At 62.4% G+C, this 23,256-nt stretch carries 28 protein-coding genes and 1 tRNA gene; 19 read left to right on the forward strand and 10 right to left on the reverse strand.

The window, feature by feature from the left end:
* Positions 1-36 precede the first annotated feature (36 nt).
* From VYJ16_RS13010 to VYJ16_RS13070, 13 genes are all read left to right on the forward strand, one after another.
* Positions 37-1,539, forward strand: a complete 1,503-nt coding sequence (locus VYJ16_RS13010) for a hypothetical protein (RefSeq protein WP_336350737.1) — start codon at positions 37-39, stop codon at positions 1,537-1,539.
* Entirely contained in the window at positions 1,540-2,097 is a 558-nt protein-coding gene (locus VYJ16_RS13015; protein WP_336350738.1) for a hypothetical protein, read from the forward strand.
* The gene (locus VYJ16_RS13020; protein ID WP_336350739.1) at positions 2,097-3,557 is read left to right on the forward strand and encodes a hypothetical protein; all 1,461 of its coding nucleotides are present in this window, start codon (positions 2,097-2,099) and stop codon (positions 3,555-3,557) included. The genes VYJ16_RS13015 and VYJ16_RS13020 overlap by 1 nt, the downstream gene beginning before the upstream one ends.
* Positions 3,557-4,024, forward strand: coding sequence for a hypothetical protein (locus VYJ16_RS13025; protein WP_336350740.1), 468 nt, complete (start codon positions 3,557-3,559; stop codon positions 4,022-4,024). Before VYJ16_RS13020 ends, VYJ16_RS13025 begins: the two co-directional genes overlap by 1 nt.
* Positions 4,025-4,345 carry a hypothetical protein gene (locus tag VYJ16_RS13030; protein WP_336350741.1) on the forward strand — a complete coding sequence of 107 codons (321 nt, stop codon included), beginning with the start codon at positions 4,025-4,027 and terminating at the stop codon, positions 4,343-4,345.
* A 94-nt stretch (positions 4,346-4,439) separates the two neighbouring features.
* Complete coding sequence (locus VYJ16_RS13035) at positions 4,440-5,582, forward strand: baseplate J/gp47 family protein (RefSeq protein WP_336350742.1); 1,143 nt, start codon at positions 4,440-4,442, stop codon at positions 5,580-5,582.
* On the forward strand, positions 5,582-6,208 hold the full coding sequence (locus VYJ16_RS13040; protein ID WP_336350743.1) for a hypothetical protein: 627 nt from the start codon (positions 5,582-5,584) through the stop codon (positions 6,206-6,208). Before VYJ16_RS13035 ends, VYJ16_RS13040 begins: the two co-directional genes overlap by 1 nt.
* A gap of 21 nt (positions 6,209-6,229) precedes the next feature.
* Positions 6,230-6,766, forward strand: a complete 537-nt coding sequence (locus VYJ16_RS13045) for a hypothetical protein (protein ID WP_336350744.1) — start codon at positions 6,230-6,232, stop codon at positions 6,764-6,766.
* 213 nt (positions 6,767-6,979) lie between these two features.
* Entirely contained in the window at positions 6,980-7,729 is a 750-nt protein-coding gene (locus VYJ16_RS13050; RefSeq protein ID WP_336350745.1) for a hypothetical protein, read from the forward strand.
* 310 nt (positions 7,730-8,039) lie between these two features.
* Positions 8,040-9,521, forward strand: coding sequence for a radical SAM protein (locus tag VYJ16_RS13055; RefSeq protein ID WP_336350746.1), 1,482 nt, complete (start codon positions 8,040-8,042; stop codon positions 9,519-9,521).
* Complete coding sequence (locus tag VYJ16_RS13060) at positions 9,521-10,333, forward strand: hypothetical protein (RefSeq protein ID WP_336350747.1); 813 nt, start codon at positions 9,521-9,523, stop codon at positions 10,331-10,333. The genes VYJ16_RS13055 and VYJ16_RS13060 overlap by 1 nt, the downstream gene beginning before the upstream one ends.
* Positions 10,330-10,818, forward strand: coding sequence for a hypothetical protein (locus tag VYJ16_RS13065; RefSeq protein ID WP_336350748.1), 489 nt, complete (start codon positions 10,330-10,332; stop codon positions 10,816-10,818). Before VYJ16_RS13060 ends, VYJ16_RS13065 begins: the two co-directional genes overlap by 4 nt.
* Positions 10,819-10,997: 179 nt before the next feature.
* Positions 10,998-11,234 carry a hypothetical protein gene (locus VYJ16_RS13070; RefSeq protein WP_336350749.1) on the forward strand — a complete coding sequence of 79 codons (237 nt, stop codon included), beginning with the start codon at positions 10,998-11,000 and terminating at the stop codon, positions 11,232-11,234.
* Between the two features lie 177 nt (positions 11,235-11,411).
* On the opposite strand, the gene VYJ16_RS13075 is transcribed toward VYJ16_RS13070, so the two are convergent.
* Entirely contained in the window at positions 11,412-12,194 is a 783-nt protein-coding gene (locus tag VYJ16_RS13075; RefSeq protein ID WP_336350750.1) for a hypothetical protein, read from the reverse strand.
* 421 nt (positions 12,195-12,615) lie between these two features.
* Between VYJ16_RS13075 and VYJ16_RS13080 the strand changes: the two genes are divergently transcribed.
* Genes VYJ16_RS13080 through VYJ16_RS13090 form a run of 3 tightly spaced genes read left to right on the forward strand, consistent with a single transcriptional unit; the run spans position 12,616 to position 13,986 of the window.
* A complete protein-coding gene (locus VYJ16_RS13080) occupies positions 12,616-13,011 on the forward strand; it encodes a type IV pilin N-terminal domain-containing protein (RefSeq protein WP_336351113.1) in 396 nt (131 codons plus the stop codon).
* Positions 13,012-13,497: a type IV pilin N-terminal domain-containing protein gene (locus VYJ16_RS13085; protein ID WP_336350751.1), complete on the forward strand. Its 486-nt coding sequence runs from the start codon at positions 13,012-13,014 to the stop codon at positions 13,495-13,497.
* Positions 13,498-13,515: 18 nt separating this feature from the next.
* Entirely contained in the window at positions 13,516-13,986 is a 471-nt protein-coding gene (locus VYJ16_RS13090) for a type IV pilin domain-containing protein (RefSeq protein ID WP_336350752.1), read from the forward strand.
* A 35-nt stretch (positions 13,987-14,021) separates the two neighbouring features.
* Here VYJ16_RS13090 and VYJ16_RS13095 read toward each other — a convergent pair whose 3' ends face one another.
* Together VYJ16_RS13095 and VYJ16_RS13100 are read right to left on the reverse strand one after the other, a co-directional pair.
* Positions 14,022-15,119, reverse strand: coding sequence for a tyrosine-type recombinase/integrase (locus VYJ16_RS13095; protein WP_336350753.1), 1,098 nt, complete (start codon positions 15,117-15,119; stop codon positions 14,022-14,024).
* A gap of 63 nt (positions 15,120-15,182) precedes the next feature.
* Positions 15,183-15,266 (reverse strand) — tRNA-Leu (locus VYJ16_RS13100).
* Positions 15,267-15,351: 85 nt separating this feature from the next.
* Between VYJ16_RS13100 and VYJ16_RS13105 the strand changes: the two genes are divergently transcribed.
* Complete coding sequence (locus tag VYJ16_RS13105) at positions 15,352-15,660, forward strand: transcription initiation factor IIB family protein (RefSeq protein WP_336350754.1); 309 nt, start codon at positions 15,352-15,354, stop codon at positions 15,658-15,660.
* A gap of 20 nt (positions 15,661-15,680) precedes the next feature.
* Here VYJ16_RS13105 and VYJ16_RS13110 read toward each other — a convergent pair whose 3' ends face one another.
* The 5 genes from VYJ16_RS13110 to VYJ16_RS13130 form a co-directional block, all read right to left on the reverse strand.
* Positions 15,681-16,169, reverse strand: coding sequence for a phosphopantetheine adenylyltransferase (locus VYJ16_RS13110; protein WP_336350755.1), 489 nt, complete (start codon positions 16,167-16,169; stop codon positions 15,681-15,683).
* An 85-nt stretch (positions 16,170-16,254) separates the two neighbouring features.
* Entirely contained in the window at positions 16,255-16,803 is a 549-nt protein-coding gene (locus VYJ16_RS13115) for a winged helix-turn-helix transcriptional regulator (protein WP_336350756.1), read from the reverse strand.
* A gap of 81 nt (positions 16,804-16,884) precedes the next feature.
* The gene (locus tag VYJ16_RS13120; RefSeq protein WP_336350757.1) at positions 16,885-17,994 is read right to left on the reverse strand and encodes a glutamate--cysteine ligase; all 1,110 of its coding nucleotides are present in this window, start codon (positions 17,992-17,994) and stop codon (positions 16,885-16,887) included.
* A gap of 91 nt (positions 17,995-18,085) precedes the next feature.
* Positions 18,086-18,742, reverse strand: a complete 657-nt coding sequence (locus VYJ16_RS13125) for a fibrillarin-like rRNA/tRNA 2'-O-methyltransferase (protein WP_336350758.1) — start codon at positions 18,740-18,742, stop codon at positions 18,086-18,088.
* A complete protein-coding gene (locus VYJ16_RS13130) occupies positions 18,739-19,647 on the reverse strand; it encodes an NOP5/NOP56 family protein (RefSeq protein ID WP_336350759.1) in 909 nt (302 codons plus the stop codon). Before VYJ16_RS13130 ends, VYJ16_RS13125 begins: the two co-directional genes overlap by 4 nt.
* 239 nt (positions 19,648-19,886) lie before the next feature.
* On the opposite strand from VYJ16_RS13130, the gene VYJ16_RS13135 reads away from it, so the two are divergent.
* Positions 19,887-20,051: a DUF7331 family protein gene (locus VYJ16_RS13135; RefSeq protein ID WP_336350760.1), complete on the forward strand. Its 165-nt coding sequence runs from the start codon at positions 19,887-19,889 to the stop codon at positions 20,049-20,051.
* A 43-nt stretch (positions 20,052-20,094) separates the two neighbouring features.
* Here the strand turns inward: VYJ16_RS13135 and VYJ16_RS13140 are convergent, their stop codons facing one another.
* The gene (locus VYJ16_RS13140; protein ID WP_336350761.1) at positions 20,095-20,910 is read right to left on the reverse strand and encodes a hypothetical protein; all 816 of its coding nucleotides are present in this window, start codon (positions 20,908-20,910) and stop codon (positions 20,095-20,097) included.
* Between the two features lie 110 nt (positions 20,911-21,020).
* Positions 21,021-21,812: a helix-turn-helix transcriptional regulator gene (locus VYJ16_RS13145; protein ID WP_336350762.1), complete on the reverse strand. Its 792-nt coding sequence runs from the start codon at positions 21,810-21,812 to the stop codon at positions 21,021-21,023.
* A 276-nt stretch (positions 21,813-22,088) separates the two neighbouring features.
* Between VYJ16_RS13145 and VYJ16_RS13150 the strand changes: the two genes are divergently transcribed.
* A complete protein-coding gene (locus VYJ16_RS13150; protein ID WP_336350763.1) occupies positions 22,089-23,165 on the forward strand; it encodes a methyltransferase domain-containing protein in 1,077 nt (358 codons plus the stop codon).
* Positions 23,166-23,256: the final 91 nt, after the last annotated feature.

Consider the following 23,256-nt stretch of genomic DNA (forward strand, 5'->3'; position numbering starts at 1 on the left):
TTAGTTGTTAGAATAGCGAACGAAACCCAGGAACAGTTGGCCGAGATTCGCGCCGAACTGGAGTCGCTCGGGAAGGACATCAACACGGAGATCAACATCCGAGACGGCGACCTGGACCGGGCGCTCGCGAAGAAGAAGGCGCTTGCTCGTGATACCGTCTCCCGGCACACCCAGTACGTCCGGCAGGTCGGTGGCGGTGGTGGCGGTGGTGGTCGCGGTGGCCTCTCGATTCCGGCCCTTCCAGAGTACGACCCGGCGAACTTCTTGACGAAGGCACCCGGTACGGGCTTCGGGATGTCGATGTCCACCGTGGTTCGCCAACGCAAGTTGTTCGAGAACATCGTCAATGGCGTTCGCGGGAAGCTCAAGGGGAAGTCTCCACTCGACCTCCTCGACCTTGGCCTGGATGGGATGCGGGGTGGTATCAAGAAGTTGATTCCGACCTACCACCAGTTCATCCAACTGATTGCGATGCTCCTGCCGATGGTCGTGGCGCTCTCCGTTGAGCTTGCGGGCCTGGCGGCGGCGGCTGGTGCGGTTGCGGTTGCTGGTGGTGCCATGATTGGCCTCGGGTTGCTCGGGGACGGTGATACGCTCGCGGAGTCCTTCGCGAACGCCCGCAGGAAGCTCGGTGACTTCAAGCGAGAGCTGTTCTCGGTGATACAGCCCGTGGCGAAGTTGTTCGCGCCGATTAGCGACCGGCTTCTCGCGGGAACCCTCGTCGACTTGAGCGGCCTCATGGAGAACGTCCGGCACCTCACTGTGTTCGAGGAGGCGGTTCGTGACTCCCTGCGTGGTATCGTAGAGTGGGTTGGCCTCGTGATCGACACGATGGCGAGCCTCGCGCCGCACATCCACCAGCTCACCCAGGAGTTTGGACGACTCATTGGTCAAGGTATCAATGACTTCTTCCGCTGGGCGACGGTCGAGATGTACGAGAACCAGGAGGTCCTGATTGACATTGGACAGACCTTCGCGTACATCATCTACCTCATCTACCAACTGAGCAAGGCATGGGCCGGGTTCGTTTCCCTGTTCAAGCCGGTGTTTGCGGCGATGGCGAAGGTCGCTGAGTTCCTCGGGGGTCCCCTGCTGGGGGCGCTCCTGATGGCGACCGTGACGCTGTTCACGCTCGGACAGACCGTGTACTTCGCGGCGCGAGCGTGGCTGGCGTACAAGGTGCTGATGCAGAGTGCGCTCGGGCTGTCGGTTGCGAAGGCGATGGCACCCGCGATAATGGCCGTCCGCACGCTCGTCGTTGAGTTGTGGGGCGCTATCACGGCGATGGGCACGCTCCAGGCCATGACGCTCGTGGGCCTCGCGGCGGTCGCCGCAGGTGGCCTCGCTTACGCAACCCTCGATGGGAAGCGTCGTAACGCGAGTGCGCCTGTTCCGGGCTACGGTGGCGGGAACACGACGGTCAACTACAACTTCGAAGTGAACGGTCGCCTGTCGAAGCAAGAACAGTCGATGATTACGCGGAAGATCACGTCGGTCCACAACCGGATTGGCGCGGTCGACAATGCACGGAGTCTCTAAATGGCAGACATCAATACTGGACCAGACATCAGTAACGAAACCGGGCCGGTGTCCACTCCAGCAGGGGCATCCTCGGGAACCCTCGGGAAGACCGAGATAGAGTTTGAGTTGCTCGGAGAGAACCAGTGGTTCGCACCGTTCTACCCGCCGATGGAACCCGAAGTTGAGAAGGAACGGAACCTCTCGAAGTCGGATTCAATCTGCGAAGGCCAGGACGTCGACGACATTGGGGCGAAGAACAGGACCATCACGCTCGATGGCTACCTCCACCAGTACGAGGTTGACAACTTCAATCGCCTACTGGACTACGGGAAGGAACTCGATATGATTTGGATGTCGTGGTCTGGCGAAGTCCTCGTGGAAACGGGGTCGGTTCGCGGGCCGGTCGCTATCTCCAGTGAAACCGGTGATTGGCTCTATCGCTACACGCTGTCGCTCGTCTCCACGGGGACCGACGAGTACGGGATTCCCGACGACGGCATTGTGTCTCGCGGTGACGCCGCAGACGACACGACCATCAGCGACGACTACAACCCCGGCTACGGGTTCTACGGCTGATGCGGTGTGACAGTATCCGGGCGCACCTCAACTTCGAAGTCTCCGGTATCATCGTGAAGCCCTACGAGCTGTCCGTCGACACGGAGTACGGGAAGCTCGACCACTGCCGGGCGACCGTTAGTGAGGAGGCTGGCTTGCTGATTGAGAATAGCGCCGAGGAGTGGGAACCCGTGACCGTTACCGCAGGTGACGCGATCCTCGGACGGTTCACGCTCCCACCGGACACCATCGAACACGACGTCGGTGACGGGAACGAGGCGTTCGTGAACCTCTACGACCAGCGGAAGATTCTCACGCGTGGGTTCGTCGAGAAGCGGATGCACAACCACACGCTCGGGGAGATCATGGAATACATCCTCGACCAGCGGAACGACCCCCATGAGGTTATCAAAGGGGTTCGGTACGTTGACGCGGGAGACATTGAAACGGTCACCATCGGGAAGGCGGTGCTTGACGACCGTGACCCTGGAGAGATAGACGCTGACGACGACCTCCGTGACGGGATTACGTATGTTGGCTCGGAGAACCGTGATTGGTTGGAGTCAATCCAGCACCTCCTGCGGGACTTCAGTGACAAGGTGTTTCTGGAGTCCTCTGCGCTTTGGGGTGTCAATGGTGGGTTCACGTTCGACCACGTTACGCCGTGGCGAGCAATCGAAGCCGTCCAGAAGCGGTTCGGATTCGAGGTTCACGTCAACCGGTTTGGGTACCTTGAGTTGGGTACACCGGACGCGGACGGTACGACGTATCTCGCGGGAACGCACCCGTCGCTGTTGACGGTCACGAACTACAACGTCCCCGAAGACCCGACGCCCGTGAGAACAGCGGTCGTCGTGGGGGGCGTGAAGAACCACGCGAAGTCCACGGACTTCACCCAGCAGTTCTCCCCGACCGGAGTTGGGTTCTCTCGGCGCGAGGTTGACCGATACCGGTTCTACGCGCGGGCAACTCGCGGTGACGTGAACGCTGGTGACGAATCTATCATCGTGGACGTCCGCGACCACAAGGAGCTGGCGCGTCGGCTCGATGAACGCCAGGACCACGAAGATGGTCGCCTCTCCGATTGGAGCGGTGCGACGGACGGTGTGGTACTGGAGGAGATCGCACGGCGCGTGCTTCAGAACGCGATTCGTGCGGAGTCCTCGGGGAGTATCACCCTGAACGGGTTGTCGTCGACGGAGATTTCTGGTGACCTGCGTGCGGTCACGGTCGGCCAGAAGCTCGTCGTGGAACCCAGCGGGAACCGGTGCAAGCGAACCATCGACGGCGGTGTGTTCGAGATTACGGCGGCCCAGCACAGTATGAGTCCACATGACGGCTGGCGAGTCACGCTTCAGTTGTCGCGACTCCCGATGTACTTCGACGACCAGGGCCGCCCCCACCTGATTCCGATGGAGACGGAGACGTTCCTGGTGGGGCCGAACGGGAACGAGTACGACCCACAGGACATCTTTGGATAATGACGCTTGATGTTGGACAAGTCACATCGGTATTCAGTGACAACGGCGGTGTTGAGTGCAACGTCAAGTTGTACGACGCAAAGCAAACTGACCTGCCGCGAGTCTCCGTACTTCGGTTGAGTGCGGGGCTGGCGGTGACGCCACAACAGCGAGACGACGTGGCGGTCGACTACCTGAGCGACGGTCGTCCGGTTATCGTGGGCGTGTTGACGCACGACCCGGCGGGCGGGAGCTTCCCGACGTTGACCGGCGACGAGTTCGCACTGGTGTTCGGCGACGGAACGAAGCTCACAGTCACGAACAATGGCGGCTCCTACGCGGTGGAGATCGACGCCAACGAAGTGACGCTCGGAGACACTACTGGGAACCCCGCTGGGGCGATTACGGACGTAACGACGACGACTGACGTGGACGGGCACGTAACGAGCGTGAACCTGGTTCGCAGTACCAAGGTAAACATTGAGTAGATGAGGGATTTGAAGGTTAACGGGAATTTCGAGCTACATCTGGACGACACGAACGACCTCGCGACCGTAACCGGACGGGAGTCGTTCGAGCAGGCGCTTGGGTTCATCCTCTCGCGGTACTTCACTCGTATCCTCGGTGAGACTGGTCCCGCGAACATCGTTGAGAAGGTTCGGTTGCAGGCGGAGCGGGTGGCGATGAACAGCCAGCTCGTCGACGAGATAGAGGGGCTTCGGGTGCAGTTCACGGACACACCCGGTGAGATTGAGGTTGCTGTCTACTACACGGTGGGCGAACCATACAGGGAGATTCTAACAGAGTAACATGACTGTAAGTAATGGCCGATTCGTCAGCGACAGCGCCGAAGCGATTTTGGCGGTAATGCTCGCTGATGCCAAGGAGTATTGGGGGGAGGATATGCAGGACGGCGACGAGTCCATTATCCGTGCGGTGTACGAACCCGTCGCGGTTCGCTTCGCGGAGATACAGAACGACCTCGGGTTGGTGCTGGATAGCGCGCAACTCGACCACGCCGAAGGACTTGCGCTGGACTTCCTGACGGCGCTCATTGGGGTTCGTCGCCAGGACGCAGTTGTCGCGACCGGGAGCGCGCGGTTCTCTCGGGGCGCGGCGGCGGGCGTGGACTACACGATCCCGAAGGGAACGACCGTGCAGACCGACAGTGACACGCCGGTTCGGTTCGTGACGACCACGAGCGCAACCCTCCTCTCGGGGAACACCGAGGTTGACGTGGCTATCAAAGCCGTCGAGGGTGGCGTCCTCGGGAACGTCGGGGCGAACACCCTGGTCGTGATGCCGAGCGCACCCAGTGGCATTGAGGCCGTGACGAACCCTGCGGAGACGACCGGCGGGGTCGACGAAGAAGCCGACGACGAGCTACGGGCGCGCGCCGAAGAACAGCTCTCCGAGGGAAGCGCGGCCACGCCCAACTCGATTATCACTGCAATCCAGAACATCTCGGGGGTCAAGGACGTGACCTACTTCGGGAACAATCAGGACGTCACGGACGCTGATGGCCTCCCGCCGCACTCCGGGGAGTTCGTCGTCCAGGGCGGCGACGGGCAGACGATTGCTCAGAAGATTGCGGACAAGAAGGCCTGGGGCGACACACTCGCGTCGGGCGTTCACGGAAGTTCGGACGGCCCGTTCACGGTGACGTACATCAACGGGCAGACGGACGAGTTTAGCATCAGTCGCCCAACCGAAGTCCAAATCTACGTGGATATGGACATCGAGGTGACGGACGAGTTTGCTGGCACCGACTCGGTTCGTGACGCTATCGTGGCGTACACGGGTGGCCTCATGTCGACCGGCTCTACCATCGAGGGCGACATCGGGGTTGGCGACGACGTGATCTTCGGTGAGATTCAGTACGCGATTCGCTCCGTGGACGGCGTGTACGACATCACGGCGCTCACCGTCGACACGGTTGACCCGCCCACGGGGACGGCGAACCTCGCGATTGGCGACGGGTCGGTTGCGACGGCGGATTCGAACGACGACAGTATCACGCTGACGACGACCGTCGTCTCACCCTGATGCCGACGTACAGCAACAACGGCGACCGGCTCGCTGACGGCCTGCCCGAAGTGATGCCGACCGACCGGACCTCGGGGAACTTCAAGCTCCTCGACCCGATTGGACACGCCTTCGACCGCGTTGAAGAAGACATCCAGGTCGTCGACGAGGAGTCCACGATTCAGACGGCGAACCAACTTCCATCCCTGGAGAAGCTCTCTCGGATGGTGCAGATTCGCCCGAAGTCCGGTGAGTCCAAGGAGAAGTTCCGGTTGCGGCTCATCGCGGAGTTCCAGTTGGTGACCTGTGAGGGCACCGTGAACAACATCATCGCGAACGCGGCGACCCTCCTGAACATCAAGCCCACCGAAGTCGGGTACGACCCGAACAGTGGCGAACCGGGGGTTGAGTTACTGGAGATACCGAAGTCGTCGCTGGACGCCGTGGAGATAACCGAAGCGGAGTTCATCGACATCCTGAACCGGCAGACGCCGTTCGGGTACCGCGTTGACGCGCTGTTCCGTGGGACGTTCACGTACCGGACGTCGGCGGACTACAACGGGAACGTCAACGACCCCACCCTCGGGTACACGAACATCGCGGGTTCGGTTGGGGACGGTACGTATGCGGGATTGCTGACTGACTAACCACGATTACACATCACGATTATGACGACCTACAGCTCAAGCCTCAAGACCTGGGGCGCACAGGGTTCGGAATACCCGACCGGATACGACTACCTCGCTGGCGACCAGCCGGTTGATGCCTACGATAACAACTTCAACTACAACGTCGTCGAAGACATCCTTCACTTGGTGTCGGTGACGAACGAGCGCCTGGACTCAAGTCGGGCGGCCTCGAACCCAAGTAGCCCAACTAACGGCCAGCAGGTGTTCCGAACGGACACCAGCCGACTCGGGTACTACAACGGGTCGGTTTGGAAGACGGTTGCGGAGAAGGGCGAAGTTGACGCCGTGCAGACCGCGCTCGACAACCACGAGGCTGACTCGTCGAACCCGCACAGTGTGACGCCCGCACAGATTGGGGCCGCGCCCGTCTCTCACGTTACGAACACGGGGAACCCCCACGACGTGACCGCAAGTCAGGTCGGAGCCGTCAAGAAGTCCGGTGACTCCGTGACGGGGACGCTCGACCTCTCTGGTGGTCGGGTTGTGTTGCCCCTCGGCACCGACAAGTGGGCCTGAACCATGGCGAAGGAACCAGGCTCAATGTGGGTGGAGGGTGATAACCTTCACTTCGTAGACGGCGCTGGCGACGAGTGGTATTACACGGGCAACGTCGTCACGACCAGCTCGCCCGGTAAGTCCGGGTCGGTCTGGATTGAGGGGACGTACCTCCACTATGTCGACTCGGTGCGCTACGAGCGTCGGATTCCGCGGGAAGTCGGGTCGTGGGTCGTGGGGACCACCGGGTCGATCTGGATTGAAGACGGCCTAATCAAGTACGTCGACGAGACGGGCAGTAAGGTCCGGGCGTTCGAGGAAGCCGGACACACGGACATCCCGCACTCCGATACGCATAACGACTCCAACACGGGGCACTCGGATAATCACGACGACCACTCGGACCACCAGAACAGCGGTCACTCCGATAACCCGCCGCACTCTAATTCACACTCGGATAGGCCCCCACACAGCGACGGGCACTCGGATAATCCGAAGCACCAGGACGACCACGCGAATCGCCCCGCGCACAACGACGGGCACTCGGACGACCCACCGCACAGCGACAATCACGTCGACCAGCTCCAGCCGACGCACACGAACTCCCACAGCGACACCCCGCACGGGGACTCGCCGGGGATTCACAATGACGCGGCGTACAGCGACCACACGGACGAGATTACGCACTCCGACCACGCGAACACGGGGTACTCCGATAATCCGAAGCACAGCGACTCGCACTCGAACTATTCACACTCGGACATCGGGCACTCGGACGACCCGAAGCACCAGGACAATCACTCGAACTACGGGCACAGTGATAACGGCGGTCACTCGGATGACCAGCCGCACTCGAACAGTCACTCCGATAAGAACGTCTACACGGATTACGCGGACCACTCCGATTCCCACGACGATCACGACGATCACTCGAACACGGCGTACACGGATGTTGCACACGCCGACCAACCTCGGCGGGTGTAAGCTGGTGGGTTTCATCGGGAAGCGGTGGAGTGGTGGTATGCTCACCGTTCTTTGACTATCCTTTGAAAACCTTCGACAGCTTTAAGTGTCTACAGCACTATTATACTACTAAAGAAGAACACTCAGAGAAACACACCTCTTTGAGTACGTGTTCTTCTGCTCTCCTTACGGACATGGACTCATGTACACGTAAATGGAGTGTACACCCCTTCCCGATGTTGAACATGGAATAGAGAACGTTCAACTCTTACACGCTATACCACTGCTATCCCACTACTGGTAGTACCATAGAATACCCTTAGATAAACATATGACGCTACACATCGCGGCGAACACCGGCTGTAACCTCGGCTGTACGTACTGCTACGAGGAACCCGACCGGGTGATGAAACAGAAACAGATCGACAACGAGTACGACATCGACGCTATCATGGCTCGCCTGGAGGAGTGGAAGGAGACGAAGCCATGGGAGCCGCCGGGGATGCACGGTGGCGAACCGCTCTTGCTCCGCAAGGAACACCTCGACCAGATTTTCGCGTACTGCTACGAGAACTGGGACGAGAAGCGAACGCACATCCAGACGAACGCCACGCTCATCGACGACGACCACATTGAGCTGTTCAAGAAGTACAACGTCTCCGTGGGTATCTCGTGCGACGGGCCGATAGAACTCAACAGAGAGCGCCTGGCGCGCGGCGGTGGGAAGGACGTCACCGACCACATGAGCGCCCGCACCCTGAGCGCCATCGAGCGCCTCGCGGACGAAGGCGTGCCGGTCGGTCTGATTGTCGTCCTCCACGACGGCAACGCGGGGAACGACGAGAAGCTGGAGAAGCTCCTGGCACAGATGGACAAGTGGAACGCAATGGGTATCTACGGCCACTACAACCCCGCTATCCCCTATGAGGATGTACAGACGGACATCTCCCTGACGGGCGAGCGGCTGGCCGAAGTGTACCTCCGAACCTGGGAGTGGATGATGGAACCCGGCCAGGACTACCGGTCGTGGAACCCGATGCGTGACTTCCAGAACAACTTGCTCGGGACCTCCCTTCGGAATTGCATCGTGAACACCTGCGACGTCTACAACGCCGGGGCCGCCCAAATCATCAAGGGCGACGGCGAGCAGACGGGCTGTGGGAAGACGTGGGCCGCCGTGGGCGACGGTGTGCCGTTCCTCCAGGGCGAGAGTACCGACAACCGGTACAACGACCCGGACGAGCAGGAACGCTACGAGATGCTCAAGCAGGTCCCTGGGGCGTGCGACCCCGAGTATGATGGACCGGACCTCGGTGGCCTGCGCGGGTGCCGATACTGGGCGGTCGACCAGGGCGGATGTCCCTCCGCTGGGATTGACGGCGACTACCGGAATCGCTCGACGTTCCACGAAGCCCACCACGCGCTGTACGAGCGCATCGAGGGCGATATGCGACGGATGTTCCCCGCTATCCGGTTGATGACCGACCTCCCGTGGGACGCGCCTGTGAGTGACCTTGCGGCCTCCAAGCAGGTCGACATCAAGCCCTTTGTGAATATGCAACACGGGAACGGCGGCGAACCGAACGTCTTCCGTGGAACGGCGGAGGTTGAACCCCCGTTCAGCATCATCACGAACATGGATATGCCGTTCGAGGCGCGACAGAAGCTCTACGAAGACTACTACGGTGAGGAGATTGTCACGGCGGACCCCGCGACGGGGAGTATCCACGCTGACAGTGACGTTGCCCGCCTGCAACCCCGAGCGGACGACGACGGGAAGGCGGGGTGTTGCGGCGACGAGTGTGACTGCTAATGATTGAACCTATCTACCCGGTTGACGTTGACCTGCCGCTGAACATCAAGCCTATCTACAAACGGAACTGGAAGACCACGGAGTCGCGCGATCATTTCCGTGACGCCCTGGACGCCTGTAAGCGGGCGTTCTACAAGGTCGAGGTGATGGCGGTCAACGACCCGGACCACCCTCGTCGCGCGGCGCTTCTCGATGAATCCCAGGCGGACTTGAACAGTATCCTCGCCATGACGGACACCACGGGGTCGCTGGTGCGTTCCCTGGGTGACCGTGGGGGAATCATCGTTGCGGACGAACGGAGCGCGCTGGACGCCGTGGTGGAGGCCCTGGCACAGAAGGACGACCGAACGCTGGGCGAACTATTCGGCTACCCGGAGAGCGCGATTGACTTCTACGTGGAGAACGTCGACAAGTCGAACGAGGTTCCCATCTACGAGATCGCGTGTGCGAGCAAGAGCGCCGAGCTGGTGGACGACGACCCCGAGTACGTCCGGGTTACGAACGTCGACGGGATGGTCAATCCGATATGGCAGTACATGAATTGGAAGTTCATCAGCCACATCCCGGCGAGCTTCGATTGCGTGGAGTCGCGGGCACTTGCTATCCGCAGTGGCGCGTACTTCCGTGAACTTGGGTTGGGCGACGAAGCCGAACTTCTGTATGAGTTCCTCTCGGCGAACGTCACCTGGGATGGCTACCATGGCCTGTCCAACATCAGGAACGGCTACTGTATCGGGAGTACGAACACGCCGCCGTACTGGTCGAAGAAGACGGTTGAGTTTGGTGGGCCGCACCAAGCGAAGGCGATGTGATGCGGTTCCTGTTGGACGCGGACGATGATTGGATAGAGGTAGTGCGGCGCTGGCTGTTCCCGCGGTTGCACGGGGTGGCGTCCCGATTCGGGGCGTACACCATTGGAACCACAGGCGAGAACCAACGTGTCTGTCGGGTTCTCGTTGACGAGGAAACCATCGAGACGGTGCTTGTGGCACTTGGGTTCGAACGGAACCCGATTGCGTGTTTCAAGTCGCTCGTCGACGGACGAGAGAGTGAGGGGTCGTGGGTACTTCGGTCACACGACGACCGCTTCGGTCTGCTGGAGCGCGACCGACAGCTCCACGTTACGCTATTCCTCCCGCGCTACGGGCACGGTGTCCTGGTGTACGCACACGAGGAGTACGACTGGCAGGACGCCCCGCGGAAGCACTTCTTGGGTGAGTCGGTTGACCCGATCATTGGGGCGACGAAGATGCTCTATCTCCTGATGGAACAGACGGACCTGAAACTACAGTTATGAGACTACGTTGGCGAGCTTATAGACTGACACGACTGTCGGTGTGGCTGTACCTATTCCCGCGGCGATTCATCGAAGCTGATTCGCGGTGGCAACATACGAACGTCCGGCGGTGGAGCCGGTCGTTCACCTGGCGCGCGGACCCAGGGTGGGACTACGCGCAACACCCCTGGAAGACATACATGACTGGAGAAGGCGACTGCGAAGACTACGCGCTCGTGGTGCTGAATATGCTGATGGAGAATACGAACCGACCGTTGACGCTTGGGTTCTGTGGGACCGGCGTCAAGCCCAAACACGTTGTGGTGTACGATAACCACCACGTATACTCAAGCGGGAACGTCCACGAGGACACCGATCTCGGCGAGTACCTCGCGGAGTCCGCGTATGAGTGGATGATTGAACGGCGCGTCCGGTAGCAGAGTATTCTGACAATGAGCGATCTTACAATAGCGATAGATGTGAACAGTTTGCTCCTGGGCATGGCGATTGGCCTGGGACTTCCCGATCTAGCGCGGAAAGTGATTCGTGCGCGACTCGGTGCAAATCCAAGCCGCAGAACGACAGACCGAGAACGAGAGAGCAACTAACTCGATTTACGAATCTCCAGTAATACGCTCAAGCGCCACTGGCGAGAGAAACACGGAACATCCAGCACGCTCGACGTGAGAACGCCCGGCCTCCTGTCTACAGAGAGTTTCAAAGTCGTCAATGTACGACGCAGGCCGAGTTGAACGAAGCTCAATCCGTGTCGCCCACGGTTCCGGGGCTTCCGCAGCGCGTGTCAATAGATAGCTCTCGATGAACTTCCGTCTCATTGCGGTTGTAGCATAATTGAGGTACTCGGGGAGTCTATCGACCTGATAGTGGTCTGTCCCTCGGGGGACGCCTGCGGCGACGAACGCACGCCCGGCAACGGACGACTGTTCGGGGATCGTAACTTCATCGGGCCGCCCTTCTCGATGTTGGATGTCGTGTTTGAGGCCGAGGTTACGGAGGCCACTGGAGAGTCGATAGATGTCGTTGCTGTCGTGGAGCGTGAAACGAGGTTGAAAGCCTCGGCTTTTGACGCAGCCGCTCGCCAGGAGCCAAGCGATGAGGCGATTAAGTGAGTTCGTTGTGGACGCTGGAATCTTGTCGAACCACCCGTTTTGTTCGAGGAAAGAGATCGCGCGATAGCCGTCTGGTTGGACGCCGTTGTGCCACTCTTTGATTCGGCCATGTGGCATATCGAGGGCGCGCGAGACGAGTGTCGGGCCTTCTTGCGGGTGTTCATCGCTGTAATTCTGGTATTCTCGATAGTCGTCTACGAGTTCCTCTGCGGTGGGGTCTTTTCGGTTGTAGGTTGCGAGAACGTCGGCTTCGGTGAGAATTTGCATGATTGTGAAGGAGGCGGTAAGATGTTTAAGTCCGGGTGGTCTGGAGTAGGTTGCGGGGGTGGCAACCCTCGCTTACCCACACCGGTTGGGGGCATACCGCGCCCCATCCGTTTTGAGGATAGACGACTAAACTCGTATATAAATCCTTCCACAGCTATTTGCTTCTTTGAGTAAGTATATGGAAAGTATCATGACCGGGAGCGAACCAACATCAATTTTGATAACGCAAGACGCGACCGGTTTCATATGCGCTTCAAGGACACATTGAAGCGAGGAAAGAGTCGCTATACCATTTTCTGGATAAGCGATACCGACCGGGAGCAGAGTGGCTGGCCGACGGTATTAAGTGCTTAGCAGAATAGTCACTGGATACCATCGGCGCGGTGGGTGAACGCCGCAGACCGATGTGGGAAAAATAACAATGAAACTAAACAACCTCTTCACGGACGAGGATGCTGTCTCCCCGGTTATCGGAGTCATCCTTATGGTGGCTATTACAGTCATCCTCGCAGCCGTAATCGGCGCGTTCGTACTCGGTATCGGTGGTAGTCAAGCGAAAGTCCCGCAGGCAAGTTTCGATTACTCCTACAGCGGTAGTACTGTAACCGTCACTCACGCAGGAGGCGATGACATCGAAGCAAGTAATCTGAAGGTCCAAGCTGACGGTGGGAAGCAGTCTGTTAGCTGTGGCCCATGTGCAGCGGGTGATACGCTTTACAGTGGGGCTACCGGTAGTACTTCCACGATTCAGGTCATTTGGACCAGCCCAAGTGGAGATAGTTCCAACGTGATTTCCGAATCCGAAGTTCCCTCATAAATGGAATTAAAAAACATATTTAAGGACGAGGACGCGGTGTCGCCGGTCATCGGCGTCATCCTTATGGTGGCAATCACTGTCATCCTCGCAGCCGTGATCGGCGCGTTCGTACTCGGTATCGGTGGCAGTCAAGAACAAGTCCCGCAGGCGACTTTCAATTACGACTCGACTGCCTACGCGAGTAATGTGATGGTCGATATCAGCCACCAAGGTGGGGGCGATATTGACAGCAACAATCTGGATGTCAAAATCGGTTCCTCGACTGTCTGGGATTCCGGCGCAATCGGAAGTAGCCCAAACGGATGGTCTGAAAACACTACGGATACTACTTCTGGCTGGAAAGGTGGGACGGTTTCTGCGGGGTCCACTGTGAGTGTCCAAAAGCCGAAAGCGTCCGTTAGTAGTGGGACGTCTATTACCATTGTCTGGACCACCTCCAGCGGGGACTCGTCGAATATTATCTCGGAAGGCGAAATCAGTATCTAACCTCCGAGGTTCCCATTTATGAAGGTCCGAACCGTTCTCCAAGATGAAAATGCAGTCTCATCAACCATTGGCGTAGTGCTGATGGTTGCTGTGACTGTTGTTCTGGCAGCGGCAGTGGGGTCCTTCGCGTTGGGGCTTGCAGAAGAATCAACAAAGAAGACACCGACCACGACCGTCGAAACAAAATGGGGTGTCGACGGTGGAAGTCAAACTGTCGACATTACAATCCTTAGTGGTGATGACGTCAAAAGTAAGTTCATGACTGTCACCGTCGACGGGACAATCATCTGGGAAGACTCTGGTGTCCCAAGTGGGGTTGACATCACGACCTACGCTGGGAAAACCTGGACCGGCCCAAAGATTGAGTCTGGAGACACACTCGGTCTGAAGGAGACGTCCAGTAGTGGCCTTCCCGATGGCAAGACGCTGAAGGTCATCTGGAACAACGGTGAGAAGTCCCAGGTGTTGGGAACCGGGACTGTTCACTGAGTGGGTACGGAGTCTGCTTCGTTTTTCTATCTCGTTTATCCCATCTGGTCGAGTGCGTCCCGGCGATCCTCTACGGGGACTTGATCGTACTTCATAGTGGTTTGTGGGTTCCGGTGACGTAACTGTACCATCGCCGCGGCCAGGTCACGTTCTCGCGTCATGTGTGTGCCCACGGAGTGTCTGATAGTATACCACGACATCGACCGGTTCTGAGTGTCGATTCCCGAGACGTCGCATAACTTGTGGAGGATACGGCGGAGTTCCTGTGCTGGATAGGGGTTGCCGTGGCGAGTGAGCCAGAGTCGGTCGGTGTCGTCGTAGCGCGGGTGCTTCTCGCGTTCGTCCAGCCAGTAATCCAGGGCGGTCGACGTCCGATCCGTGAGTGAGACAGTCCAGTTCCCGTCGTTCTTCGCGGAGTCCTCCCGTGGGATACGCAGGACGCTATTGGTGGTGTCGACCCAACTGGTTCGCGCGCGCCGGACCTCCACGGGCCGTAGCCCAGCATCGAGAGAGACCCAGACGAGCGTGGTGAACTTCCAACTGCTATCCGTGTACTGGAGGGCGTCCTTGTCCTCGATGCCGTAAGCGGGGTTCCCGTCGACGCTCAGGGCGGCGTTCCTGATCTTCTGGCGTTCCTGCTTGGAGAGAAAGTCTCGGGGTTGGGGGTTGCCGCCGCCGCTCGTGAAGTTCCACGAGAACTCCCACTCGTCCTCCCCGAATTGCGCTTGGAGCCACGACGAATACCGCCGGAGCATTTCGAGCCACTTGCCCTTCGTGGAGTTCGTGACGTCCTCAAGCGCCTTCTCGTCCATGAACGCCCGGGCCGTCTCCTGGGTGGGTGGCTGGCTGTATTCGCGGTTGTACTCCCAGGCCCACAGGTCGAACGTCGCGGCGCGCTGGCCGGTGTTGTAGACCGTGTACGGAGAGTAGCCCTCTGCCTTCTCGGGTTCCTTGCCGAACTGCAACATCCACTTGAGGAACGATTTGCGGTACTCGTAGTAGTCGACGACTTGTTTGGTATCGAGGAAGTCTGCGTTGCGCTGGTGGACTATGAGGATGTTCCTCCCGTTGTCCCACTCGCTTCCCTTAAAGACCATACAGCGCGATAGTCGATTTGGCTTATCTATGTCCATAGTCGGGTGTTGTCGTTTGTCGACACCCGGGAGAAAACTGCACGACGAGACGGCGTCGAGGAGTGCGCGGGACCGGATTTGAACCGGCGGACTCCTACGAGACAGCGTCCTAAGCGCTGCGCCGTTTCCTGGCTTGGCTACCCGCGCGCACTCCGAGCGTAAGCCCCGAGCAGTTCAAGAACCTGTCGTCTCGGACGCGAGATTGAAGGGCGAGGCCGCCCCAGGGGGCAGTGTGTATCGAGCGAGTGACCGTGTGGACAACGAAGCGTGGATCGAGGAGTTACAGGCGGTCTGCGAACGCTTGGAGTTGGAGTCGGCGGCGCGGACGACCGCGACGGACCTCTTCCTCTCCACGGCGCCGGAGTCCGACCGGTCCAAGCCCGCGGCGATAGCGGCGAGCGTGTACGCGGCGGCGCTCCTGGAGAGCGACGAGCGCTCGCAGACCGCGGTCGCCGACGCCGCGGACGTCTCCCGGTTGAGCGTCCAGCAGCGCTGGAAGGACGTCCTCGAAGAAGCAGGGTTCGAACCGCCGTCCTGGTAGGCGCGTAGCGAGTCAGGGGGTTAGCGCGTCGCGTCTCGGCCGTCGCGCTCGGGCGTCACGTTCCCGTGCTCGTCGATCTCGCCGTTCACGATGCGGGTCGACGAGATGACGTCGCCGTCCTCGGCGATGACGTGGTCGACGACGACGATGTCGAGCGGGTCGACGCCCGATTCCTCGCGGAGTTCGTTGATGCGTTCGCCGGTGTCCTCGGTCTCCGGCGAGACGACGAGCGCGTCGAACCGCGGTTCGGTCGCGATCCCGGTTGGCTCGGTGAGTTCGTGCACCGCGAACTCGCGGCCGTACTCGGCCGCGAGCGGTTCGAGTTCGCGTTCCAGGTCGCGTTTCCGTTCGGCGAACGACCGGACGTACCGGTCGACGTGCCGCGTCTTCGGTGCGAGCTCGTCGCTCGTCAACCCCACCGTCACGTCCCCGAGTTCGAACGCGCGCTCGAACAGCGCGCGATGCCCATCGTGAACTGGGTCGAACGTCCCACCCAGCGCAACATTCATGCCCGAACGGTCGACCGGGCGCGGCATAAAAGGATTGAATCCGGGGACCCCTGCGTCCCGCGTCGCTCACAGTCCGCCAGACGCGTCACTCGTCGGTCGACGCCGTCCCGTCGTCGTCGGCGTCCGCGTCGTCCGCACCCGCGTCCGGTTCCGCGTCCACGGCATCGGACTGCACCGTGATAGTCACCGGCTCGTCGTCGGCGTCCACGGCTTCCAGGTCGTCCTCGTCGTCGTCGTCGAGGAGCGAGTCGAGGTTGAAGACGGTGTTCAGTTCGTCCTGTACCTGCCCCACGACGCCCGAGACGAGTTCGCTCGGCGCGATCGCCGTGTACTCGTAAGGGTTGTTCCCGGCGCCGGAAGCGGCGCGTTTCTCACGGTGAACCTTCTCCTCGTCGTGCAGTTCCGCCAGGGCCTCGCGGACGGTGCTCGGGTACAGACCCGTTCCCTGCGCGATCTCCTCGCTCGTGGACGCCGGGTTGGCCTGCAGGAAGATGTAGATCTTCGCTCGCGTCTCCGTGTCGAGCACCCACGAGAGGAGGTCGACGATGCCTGAGTCGAAGCCGTCGACGGCCTTCTGGCGTCGCGTGGATGGTTCGTCGTCGTCCGCCGGTGTCTCCGCCTCGTCCCTGGTCATGTCCTTTCACTGAGGACACAAGCCGTGCGGGGGTAAAAACCCATTGCTCGGGGGTGTTCGTCCTCAACGACCGAGAACGGGTCACTCACCGAGAACGAGCGATTCGCAGAGCGCGTCGAACCCTTCGGTCTCCAGGATGCGGCGCTGTCGTTCGGCGCCGCTGTCCGCGTCGAGGACGTCGCGGATGCCGGTGACCCCGAGGCGGTCGCACTCGCGGTCCACGAGCTCGCCGAGCGGGACCGTGCCGTCGCCCTCGAGCGCGACGAACTCGGCGTCGTGGCCGTGCCGGAGCGCCCGCCACTTGTTCTCGTCGAGGAGTTCGCGACGATGCTGATGGGGGTACCCGCTGCCTCGGTCGTCCCACGGCGCCGCGAGGTCCGCGTATCGCTCGCGGAGGTCCGCGACGAGCGCGTGCACGTACTCGACGAACGCGAACACGACGTCGGGGTCCGCTTGTCCGTCGGGCGCTCGAATCTCGACGGTCCCGTGCCCGGAGTGCGGGCGGACGTCGTACCAGAGCTCTCCGCGGTCGCGGATGCTCTCGGTATCTATCATGCGGTTCTCGAACGCGGCGAAGTCGTCGTAGCCGTCGAACGCGGTCGGCATCCCGGTGTTCGGGAGGCCCTCGAATATCTTCGCGCGAGCCGACGCCAGGCCGGTGTCGTAGCCGTCCCAGAACGGCGAGTTCGCGGCGAGCGCGAGCATCGGTGGGAGGTACCAGCGGAGTTCGTTCGCGATCCACGTCGCCGCGTCCGCGTCGTCCACGCCGACGTGCACGTGCAGCCCTGCGGTCGTGTTCCGATGCTGGGGGTACTGGATGCGGTCGAGTTGACTCCGGTACCTGGGTTTCTCGGCGTGTTCGAGTTCGCGCCACCGAGCGCCCGGGTGGAGGCCGGCGCCCGCGACCCGGTACCCCTCGCTCGCCGCGAAGTCGACGAGCGCCTCCCGGACCGCGTGGAGGTTCTCGCGGGCGTCCGCGAGGTCCTCGCACTTCGGCGTCTGCGTCTCGATGACGGTCTTGAACAGCTCGTGGTCGAGCCGACCGTCCAGTAGCTCGGGCGGGTCGGCGTCGTACACGAGGGCGTCGCTCCCGGAGACCGGACGGCCGGCCTCGTCGACGACGAAGAACTCCTCCTCGATGCCGAGTGTCCCCGCGTCCTCGAACGCCTCGCGCGACCCGCGCTTGTCCATCGACGCCACGTTCGCTCGCACGTGATAAAAGGAGTACGGAGTCGGCAGGTCGCCGTGCACGAGCGCGCCCCGGCGACGTGAGGACCGACGGTCAGCGCGGTCGGGCGACGACCGCGAGGTGGTCGTCGTGGTACGGTTCGAGGCTCGCGGTCTCGAGGACCTCGTAGCCGTCGCGGAGGTCGTCGAGGACGGCGTCGAAGACGTCGGTCGGGTCACCGGTGACGTCCTCGCTGCGGGCCTTGATGGCGAGCGCGAGCCGACCGTCGTCAGCCAGGAACTGGCGGTTCCGGAGCGCCACCTCGGCCTGGCCGCGCGTCGCGACGTCCTGCACGAGGAGGTCACAGTCGGTTTCGACGACGTGCGCGTACGACTCGGGCTTCCGGGCGTCGGCGAGCAGCGGGAACAGCCGGTCGCGGTCGTCGGCGACCCGACAGAGGTCCCGCACGGGCCGCGGCGCGAACTCGACGGCGTACGTCGGTCCGGCGACGTCCGCGACGTGGCTCACGGTGGTGCCGGCGGCAGCGCCGAGGTACAGGACCGTCGCGTCCGCGGACAGCCCCGGGTCGAGTCCGGCCGCGTACGTCGCGGCGAGCTTCGACCGCGAGGCGTCCCACGCACGCCAGTCGCCATCCGTCGCCTCCGGGCCGACGACCGGCCCCTCGGTCGCGAGGGTCTCACCGCCGCCGAAGTCCCGGCGCACCAATCCATCGGGGAGCGCGACGTCCTCGGGAGCGGGTGCGTCCGTCATTCGCCCGCACCTCCGTGGTCACTGCCGGTGGTGTCTCCGCCCGCGTCGTCACCGCCAGCGTCGTCGGGCAGTTCGTCGCCGGTGCGAGCGCGGATGGTGGCGATGCGCTCGTCGAGTTCCGCCTCTATCTCAGGTTTGGGGTCCCCGCTGTAGTGGTCGATGCGCGCCGCGATGGAGAGCTTCCCGGCGAGTGCACGCGCCGCGCTCCCGCGGTTCTCGGGGTGCGTGCCGCGGACGTACTCGTGCGTGTAGATGATGCCGTGCTTCGGCGAGGACGCGCGACCGCGGAGGTGCGCGAACAGCGCGTCCTCCGCGCCGAGCACCTGGACGGTCCCGCTCGGCTTCTTCGCGAGGGACTCCAGGCTCCCAGCGAGCGAGACGAGTCGTGCCGCGAGCACCGGCCCGGCCATCGACGCGAGGTTCGGCGCGACCGTCGGCGCCTGCTGTTCGATGAACCCGCGAAGGTCCTCGGCTTCCGCGTCGAGTTCGACGACGCGCTCGGCGAGCGATATCGCGCGTTCCTCCGCGGGCGTCTCCGCGGTCCGACTCGCGACGTCCTCGGCGAGCGCGACGCCACCGCCGGAGACGTCGAAGAGCGCACCCGCCCACTCCGCCGCACGCTCGGCGAGCTCGTTCGCGGTGCGCGCGCAATCGTCCATCGCACGAACCGCGTGCACGAGCTGCTGGTCGTCCGCGCGCTCCCGTTCGACGGCCTCGGCGCGCGCCGCCGCGACCGTCGCCTCGTGGAGCGCGTCGTAGTACGCGGCCTCGTCGGGCGCGAACCCGACGTCGACCGCTCGCGCCGGCCAATCAGCGGGCTCGGTCGCGGACCCGTCGCGGACCGCCGCGGCCGCCGCGTCGACGTCACCGGGCTCGCAGTTCGCGAACCACCCGTCGTCTGTCATAGCACTCACTCCTCGGGCCATCGGGTTAACGCCCCCGACTCGGCACGCACCCGCACCGACGACTGCGCACGTCCGGCGCGGGCACCCGATTCCAACCAGGACTCGCCCCGTCCTAGAACATCCTAGAGGAATCCCGACCCCTGGAAGGACGTTCCACACACACCCCCGGAAAGCTTATGTTCATCAGTCCCTCGGCAATAGTTAGCATCGCGCGGGCCACAGCCCGCACGACTCCCCCCATGAACAGCACGAACGACGAAGCGACGACCGCCGACCCGCCCGAGATAGAGAACAGGTTCTGCGCCCGCGACGCCGACGACGGCAGCGTAGAGATCTACGACGAGGAGAACACCGACGCCTGGATCCGCTCAGACTACACACTCGAACTCGGGCGACCGTCGTAACCACGAACCGACGCGGGCCGCTGGGTGGCGACCCGTCTCGTTCTCACCACGACGCCGGCAACAGCACGTAGCGGAGCGTGAACAGCTCGCGAGCCTGCACGACGACCAGCGGCTCGCCCGGCCCCGTCTGCACGACGATATCACCGGAGAGCGCTCGCGCTAGCGCCGCGAGCTCCGCACTGTACCGGTTCGAGACGTCCGGCCCCGTCACCTCCCCGGGGAGCGTCGCGGTGGCGTGCGCGAGCGACAGCTCGCTCCCGACGTCCAGCACGAACTCGCCGTTCTCGACGACGAACGGGTACCCGTCGACGGTCTCCGCGAGGTCGACCGCGTCCGCGAGCCGTTCGAGCGACGCAGCGTCCGTCTGCACGCGCGTCGGCGCGACCGACCCGTCCTCGAGCCTGAACCGGTTCTCGTCGTCGAACCGCGACGGCAGCTCCGTCGTCACCGTCCCGAGAACCTCCGGGCCGTGACGACACGCTACCTGCACGGTCTCCGCAGCCGTCCGAAGCTCGAGCGTCCCAGCGAACGCATCCTCGGGGTCACCGAGCAGGACGACCTCCACCTGCTCCGCCGCCAACCACTCCAGCCACCCGAGCGCCGCATCGATATCGAAGATCGCGACCGCCGGACCGTCGATATGGAGCGTGACGTCATCGAACGCCTCGTGCGCGACCGAACAGTACGCCGCCATCGACGTGTCGCGCTTCCCGGCCGGCGTCTCGACGCTGTCGTCCGTGACGCGCACCAGCATCTCGTCGTAGTACGCGTCACCGTCCGTCGCGAGCGACGCGACCCCCACCATGCGCCTGACGGCGCTCCGGGTCGCGCGGAGCGTCGCCAACGGCTCGCGTGTCATACCCGCTAGCACGATGCGCCGTCATCAAAAGTGGTGCGTCTCACCGGGCGGTCGGACGGCACTCGTCGGTCGTGCGAGCGCCGAGGCGTCCGACGGGAGCGATGCCGCGGTCAGGCCAGTGGTCGGGTCGCCCCCGCCACCGTCGCACCGTCTCGTTGCTCCTCGACCGTCGCGATTGCCCAGTCGCGGACGGCGGAATCGTCCGTGTCGACGTACACCGCGAGCTTGCCGGTCCTGTCGTCGTATCCACCGATGCCGACGCGGTCGTCGAATATCATGAGCTGAACGAGCGGCAGGTCGCCGTTCGACCAGAGCGTGAAGTGGTCGCTCGCGGTGACCGTTCGATACGTCTCCGGGTACGATTCCTCGAGTCGCTCGATGACGGCGGGCGTCACGATGAACTCGACGGCGAGCCCGTCCAGGATCCGTTCTGCGAGGACCCGGACGCTTCTCGGGGAGCTCACGACGGCGTCGAAGCCACGTAGCGTCGATGTCTGTCGGAGGAACGACGCACATCGCTCATCGGCGACGAAGGGGTCGCTCGGACTCGCGGTCGTCACGACGGCATCGCGGTACGGCTCCAGGTCGTCGTCGAGGAAGCCCGCCGGAATCCACTGCCAGATGCCTCGGAGCCGGGTTTCGGCGGCGATTCGAGTCAGGACGTCGTCGAACGTCTCGACGACGAACGTCCCCGGGACCGTGAGTTCGTACTCGCGCCGCGTACGACGCACCCATCCGCGATCCCGGAACTCGGAGAGGATGCGGTGCACCGTCGCGTTCGAGGCGGGAGTCCCCGCTCGGAGGTCCGAATATTCCCGCGGGGTTCCGTGCAAGAGTTCGAGGACTTCGACGCGATACTCTGACCGCGCGAGGAACTCGACCTCCTCAAGCGGCGTCACCATTCGAGTACGATGGTTCTCCGTGGGCTTTACTGTATCTCCGGGGAGTCCAGGACCACGAGACCAACCGTTCCGAAGGCGAATTGCCCGTCAGTAAGTTGTCCTGGAACGATGCAGACCTTCCGCTCGCGGGCGCTCCTCGTTCGCGCGACTCCTGCGACCACTGGCCGGCCTCCCGTTGGGAGCACCTCGGGCGTTCCGTTGCGTGGGACACTCGCATCCCGTGAGAGGCTCTTATCAATCGCATATAACTAACGAGTCCCCGTACCATGTAGTGTGATGACTACCGACACTCGGACGGACTCCCTCGACCAGGCGGAACTCGGTGAACTCGTGGAGTCGTCGCTCGTCGACCTCGGCGCGACGGTTCACGCCGCGCTCGCGGTCATCGGCGACGAACTCGGCCTGTACGCCACACTGGACGAGACGGGACCACTCACCACCGCCGAACTCGCCGAACGCACCGGAACCGCCGAGCGCTACGTCCGCGAGTGGCTGCGTTCACAGGCCGCCGGCGGATACGTCACCTACGACCCCGAGACGGAGCGCTACTCCCTCACCCCCGAACAGGCGCACCTCCTCGCCGACGAGGACAGCCCCGTCTTCATGCCGGGAGCGTTCCAGCTCGTCGGCTCCGTCGCCAAGATAGCGCCGGACCTCCAGGAGGCCTTCCGAACCGGCGAGGGCATCGGTTGGCACGAACACGACGAGGACGTCTTCCACGGCACCGAACGCTTCTTCGGGCCGTCCTACGGAGCGTTCCTCCTCGACTGGATCGGAGCGCTCGACGGCATCGAACCACGACTGAAGTCCGGCGGTCGCATCGTCGACGTGGGCTGCGGTCACGGCGCGCCGACGATCCGCATCGCGAACGCGTACCCCAACTCGACGGTCGTCGGCATCGACTACCACGATGACTCGATATCGGTCGCCCGAGAACGCGCAGCATCGGCGGGCGTCGCCGATCGCGTCAGCTTCGAAGTGGCGACCGCCAGAGAGTACGACGGGGCCGACTACGACCTCGTCACGATGTTCAACTGCTATCACGACATGGGTGACCCGGTCGGCGTCGCAGCACACGTCCGAGAGACGATCCAGCCGGAGGAGTCGTGGATGATCGTCGAACCGTACGCCAACGACCGAGTCGAAGAGAACCTCACCCCCTTCGGTCGCCTCGGGTACGCCATCTCGACGCTTGCCTGCACGCCGAACTCGCTGAGTCAGGACGTCGGGTACGCGCTCGGTGCGCAAGCAGGCGAAGACAAGACCAGAGAGGTCGTGACCGAAGGTGGCTTCACGCGCTTCCGTCGCGCAGCCGAAACCCCGACCAGTCTGGTGTTCGAAGCCAAACCATGACGTCGCCCCCGGAGTCCCAACGCCGGACAGACGGCGTCCTCGCGGACGCCGTATGCTCGCGCGGTCAGTTCACGCAGAAACGGCGCCCTCG

This window comes from Halorubellus litoreus (assembly GCF_037081675.1).
Classification (GTDB): Archaea; Halobacteriota; Halobacteria; order Halobacteriales; family Natrialbaceae; genus Halorubellus; species Halorubellus litoreus.